Source organism: Streptomyces sp., assembly GCF_031181705.1.
Taxonomy (GTDB): Bacteria; Actinomycetota; Actinomycetes; order Streptomycetales; family Streptomycetaceae; genus Streptomyces.
Window position 1 is genome coordinate 1 of the sequence record NZ_JAPSKN010000237.1, and the last position, 4,703, is coordinate 4,703.

A 4,703-nucleotide genomic window follows, 5' to 3' on the forward strand; every position below is an offset into this window, starting at 1 on the left:
CCCCCCCCCGGCCGGCGCCGAGGTCACTCACCCCCGCCCGGCTCCCACCCCTGCTTCCGCAGCACCCCGCGCACGTCCGGTGCCTCGTAGTGCTCCCCCTTGAGGACCTTGCCGTCGGCGCGGCGGGAGACCGAGCCGTCCGGGCCGATCTTGGTCATGTTGGAGCGGTGGATCTCGGCGAGTACCGCGTCGAGGTCGATGCCGTGGACCAGGGCCGTGCCGTACGCCACGTAGACCACGTCCGCCAGTTCGTGCGCGAGCCGGTCCAGCGGGCCCGTCACCGCCACCTCGGCGACTTCCGCGGCCTCCTCCGCGAGGAGTTCGCCGCGGTGTGCGGCGAGTTCCGGGGAGACCTCCGTCGGGGTGCTGCGGGCGTCCAGGCCGAAGGCGCGGTGGAACTCACGGACCAGGTCGGCGGGCGAGGAGCTCATGGGCGGGACTGTAGTGGCCGCCACTGACACTCCCCGCCCCTCCTGTGACCCTTGCCCTGGTCAGGGGGGCGCCCCGGCTGGCAGGATCGCCCGCATGTCCAGGACGTTCCCACCCATCGGCCGGCGCCGGGTGCTGCAGGGCGGTACCGCCGCCCTCGTGGTCCTCGGGCTGCTGCTGTGGTGGCTGCGCCCCTGGGCCGAGGAACCGCCCGGCGGGGACATCGACTTCGGCACCGGCACGCGCGCCGGGGTGTACTACGAGTACGGCAAACTCCTGCGCCACGAGATCGCCGAGGACATGCCCGCCCTGCGGGTGCGGCTGCTGACCAGCGCCGGTTCGCAGGAGAACGTCGCCGACGTGGCGACCGGCGAGGCCGACTTCGCGATCGCCGCGGCCGACGCGGTCGCCACGTACAAGCTCGGCAACGGCACAGGCGCCGACCGGCTCCGCGGGGTCGCACGCCTGTACGACGACTACGTCCAGCTCGTCGTGCCGCCGGACTCGGACATCCGCTCCGTGTCGGACCTGCGGGGCAAGCGCGTGGCCATAGGGCTGCCCGACTCCGGCGTGCGGCTGATCGCGAACGGGGTGCTGAAGGCGGCCGGTATCGACCCGGAGAAGGACATCGAGCCGTCGTCGGACGGCATCGACACCGGGCCCAAGCGGCTGGGCCACGGACTGGACGCGTTCTTCTGGTCGGGCGGGCTGCCCACGGACGGACTCAGCCGGCTGGCGGAGAAATCGGCGTCGGCCTTCCGGTTCGTACCGATCGACGCCGCCCTGGTGGCCAAGCTGCACGACCAGGGCGGTGCCACTCGGTACTACCGCGCGACCAAGATGCCCGAGTCGGCCTACCCCACCATCCAGCGGGGCGATTCGGTGCCGACCCTGGCGGTGTCCAACCTCCTGGTGACGCGCAGCGACGTGGATCCGCGGCTCACCGAGTGGCTGACCCGTACGGTGATCGACAGCCGCGACGGCATCGGCGGGACCGTCCACTCCGCCCAGCTGGTCGACGTCCGCACGGCGATCTACACCGACCCGCTGCAGCTGCACGCCGGGGCCCAGCGCTACTACCAGTCGGTCAAGCCTTAAGACCCCGACCGCGGGACGCGCACGGTCACCCGCAGGCCGTGCGGCTCGTGGTGGTCGAAGGCGATGGAGCCGCCGCCCGCCGCGAGCAGGGCCCGCGAGATGGACAGTCCTAGGCCCGAGCCCTTGATGTTCTGGTGGCGGCCGCTGCGCCAGAAGCGGTCGCCGACGCGGGCCAGCTCCTCGTCGGTGAGGCCGGGGCCGTGGTCGGTGACGACGACGGCGGAGGTGTCGCCGTCGGCGGCCACGGTCACCTCGACCGTCTCTCCCTCGGGGGTGAACTTCACCGCGTTGTCGATGACCGCGTCCAGGGCGCTGGACAGGGCGACCGGGTCGGCCCAGGCGGTCGTCGGCGGGCAGTCGCCGATCAGGCGTACGCCCTTGGCATCGGCGGTGGGGGACCAGGCAGCGACCCGCTCGGCGGCGAGCTCGCCGATGTCCGTGATCCTCAGGTCCGCCTCGGTGTGCTCGGCCAGCGCCAGGTCCAGCAGGTCGTCCAGGACCTGCGCGAGGCGCTTGCCCTCCGCCTGTACGGAGGCGATCTCCTTGTTGCCCTCGGGCAGCTCGAAGGAGAGCAGCTCGATACGCAGGAGCAGAGCCGCGAGGGGGTTGCGCAGCTGGTGGGAGGCATCGGCGACGAAGGCGCGCTGCTGCTCAAGGACGTCCTCGACGTTGTCCGCCATCTCGTTGAACGACCGGGCCAGGCGACGTAGTTCCGGCGGGCCCCCGGCCGCGGCCACCCGGGACTTCAGCCGTCCCGTTGCGATGTCGTGGGTGGTGGCGTCCAGGATCCGCACGGGCTTGAGCACCCAGCCGGTCAGCCGCAGGGCGGCACCGACGGCCAGCAGCATCGCGGCGAACTCGCCCGCGCCGATGACCAGCCAGCCGTGCAGCGTCCGGGAGCGCATCTGCCCGGTCGGCGAGTCGGTGACGACGACCGCGACGACGTCGCCGTCCCGGATGACCGGCGAGGCCACCACGAGGTTGCGGCGCTGCCAGGGCCACACCTGCCGCGGGTCGTGGCTGCGGCGGCTGAGCAGCGCCTCGTCGAAGGCGGCGCGCACCTCGCCCGCCGCCGGCAGGGCCCATCTGGCCGGTGCCTGGGCCATGGCCTGGCGGTTGCGGTAGAAGACACCGGCGCGGATGCCGTAGACCTCGTGGTAGCTGCGGAGCTCACTGCTGAGCGTGGCCAGGCGCTCGTTCTCGAACGCCTCCGTGGTCCCGCCGGGCGAGTCGGTGACGAACTGGGCGAGGGCCGCGAAGCGCGCCGTGTCGTCGATGCGGTCGACGACGACCTTCTGCTGCTGGGCGCCCGCCAGGCTGACGGCGAGCGGCACGCCGAGCGCGAGCAGCACGGCCGCCATCAGGATGATCAGCAGCGGGAGCAGACGAGTGCGCACCCGGCCCCGCTACCCGGCGGGCGCGACGAGCCGGTAGCCGACCCCGCGCACGGTCTCGATGAGGGCGGGCATGCGCAGCTTGGCGCGCAGGGACGCGACGTGCACCTCCAGGGTGCGCCCGGTCCCCTCCCAGCTGGTCCGCCACACCTCGCTGATGATCTGCTCCCGGCGGAAGACCACCCCGGGCCGCTGCGCGAGCAGGGCCAGCAGGTCGAACTCCTTGCGGGTCAGCTGGATCACCGACCCGTCCACGCTGACCCGGCGCGTGGGCAGCTCGATGTGCACCGGGCCGAGCCGCAGCTCGGTCTCGATGCCGCTGGAGGTGTCCTCGTGGGAGGTGCGCCGGCTGACCGCGTGGATCCTGGCGAGCAGCTCGCCGGTGTCGTAGGGCTTGACGACGTAGTCGTCGGCGCCGAGGTTGAGGCCGTGGATGCGGGAGCGTACGTCGGAGCGGGCCGTCACCATGATCACGGGGGTGCTGGTGCGCTTGCGGATCTTGCCGCAGACCTCGTAGCCGTCCTGGTCCGGCAGGCCCAGGTCGAGCAGGACGACACCGAAACCGTCGCCTTCGGGGACCAGGGCCTGGAGGGCCTCCTCGCCGCTGCGCGCGTGCGTGACGTCGAAGCCGTGCCGTGCCAGGACCGCCGACAGGGCGGCGGCGACGTGGTTGTCGTCCTCGACGAGCAGCAGTCTCACCCGGGCCCCCTTCGGTTCACTGGCCGTACGATCAGGGTGTGTACAAAAACGCGTGCACGCGCGCGCGTGCACCCCGTGCAGTCACGCTGATGGATGAGGACGGCGTCAAGAGGGTTCCGGTTGCTGAGGGCTTCCGTTACCCGGCTGGTATGAGCCCAGCTCATAAGTGCTACGACATGTGTCCGATTGCTATCGGATCGTGATGCTCAGATTCCCCTCAGATGTAATGACGCAGGTCGTAGAGGGTTACTACTGTCCTCCGAAACCGAGGAGGACGGAGCCTGAGAGCGATGACCGAAGTATCGGTGGCCAAGGAAGATGTGGCCGCGACCGGAGAACTGGTCGTCCTGAAGAGCGTCAACAAGCACTTCGGCGCGTTGCACGTACTCCAGGACATCGACCTGACGATCGCCCGCGGTGAAGTCGTCGTGGTCATCGGACCCTCCGGGTCCGGCAAGTCCACGCTGTGCCGCACCATCAACCGCCTGGAGACGATCGACTCCGGCTCGATCACGATCGACGGCAAGCCGCTGCCCGCCGAGGGCAAGGCACTGGCGAAGCTGCGCGCCGACGTCGGAATGGTCTTCCAGTCCTTCAACCTCTTCGCGCACAAGACCGTGCTCGAGAACGTGATGCTCGGCCAGATCAAGGTCCGCAAGAAGGACAAGCAGGCGGCCGAGGAGCGGGCCCGTGCCCTGCTCGACCGGGTCGGCGTGGGCGCGCAGGCCGACAAGTACCCGGCACAGCTCTCCGGCGGCCAGCAGCAGCGCGTCGCGATCGCGCGGGCCCTGGCCATGGAGCCGAAGGTCATGCTCTTCGACGAGCCGACCTCCGCGCTCGACCCCGAGATGATCAACGAGGTGCTGGAGGTCATGCAGCAGCTCGCCCGCGACGGTATGACCATGATCGTCGTCACCCATGAGATGGGTTTCGCACGATCGGCGGCAAACCGCGTGGTGTTCATGGCGGACGGCCGAATCGTCGAGGAGGCTGCGCCCGACCAGTTCTTCAGCAATCCGCGCAGCGACCGCGCCAAGGACTTCCTGTCGAAGATCCTGCACCACTGACGGCGCGCGTCGCGCC

At 70.7% G+C, this 4,703-nt stretch carries 5 protein-coding genes; 2 read left to right on the forward strand and 3 right to left on the reverse strand.

Features of this window, described 5'->3' with window-relative positions:
• Positions 1-23: 23 nt before the first annotated feature.
• The gene (locus RIN80_RS26300) at positions 24-431 is read right to left on the reverse strand and encodes a MazG nucleotide pyrophosphohydrolase domain-containing protein (protein WP_309098138.1); all 408 of its coding nucleotides are present in this window, start codon (positions 429-431) and stop codon (positions 24-26) included.
• A 94-nt stretch (positions 432-525) separates the two neighbouring features.
• On the opposite strand from RIN80_RS26300, the gene RIN80_RS26305 reads away from it, so the two are divergent.
• Complete coding sequence (locus tag RIN80_RS26305; protein ID WP_309098139.1) at positions 526-1,527, forward strand: TAXI family TRAP transporter solute-binding subunit; 1,002 nt, start codon at positions 526-528, stop codon at positions 1,525-1,527.
• Here the strand turns inward: RIN80_RS26305 and RIN80_RS26310 are convergent.
• Positions 1,524-2,924, reverse strand: a complete 1,401-nt coding sequence (locus RIN80_RS26310; protein ID WP_309098140.1) for a HAMP domain-containing sensor histidine kinase — start codon at positions 2,922-2,924, stop codon at positions 1,524-1,526. The genes RIN80_RS26305 and RIN80_RS26310 overlap by 4 nt on opposite strands.
• A gap of 9 nt (positions 2,925-2,933) precedes the next feature.
• Positions 2,934-3,620 (reverse strand): response regulator transcription factor, encoded by a 687-nt coding sequence (locus tag RIN80_RS26315; RefSeq protein WP_309098141.1) that lies wholly within the window; start codon positions 3,618-3,620, stop codon positions 2,934-2,936.
• A 290-nt stretch (positions 3,621-3,910) separates the two neighbouring features.
• On the opposite strand from RIN80_RS26315, the gene RIN80_RS26320 reads away from it, so the two are divergent.
• Complete coding sequence (locus RIN80_RS26320) at positions 3,911-4,687, forward strand: amino acid ABC transporter ATP-binding protein (protein WP_309098142.1); 777 nt, start codon at positions 3,911-3,913, stop codon at positions 4,685-4,687.
• Positions 4,688-4,703 lie beyond the last annotated feature (16 nt).

What these genes read in the sequence shown, in the direction of transcription:
- RIN80_RS26300 (WP_309098138.1), bottom strand. Translation starts at nt 431, where the DNA reads ATGAGCTCCTCGCCCGCCGACCTGGTCCGTGAGTTCCACCGCGCCTTC.
- RIN80_RS26305 (WP_309098139.1), top strand. Translation starts at nt 526, where the DNA reads ATGTCCAGGACGTTCCCACCCATCGGCCGGCGCCGGGTGCTGCAGGGC.
- RIN80_RS26320 (WP_309098142.1), top strand. Translation starts at nt 3,911, where the DNA reads ATGACCGAAGTATCGGTGGCCAAGGAAGATGTGGCCGCGACCGGAGAA.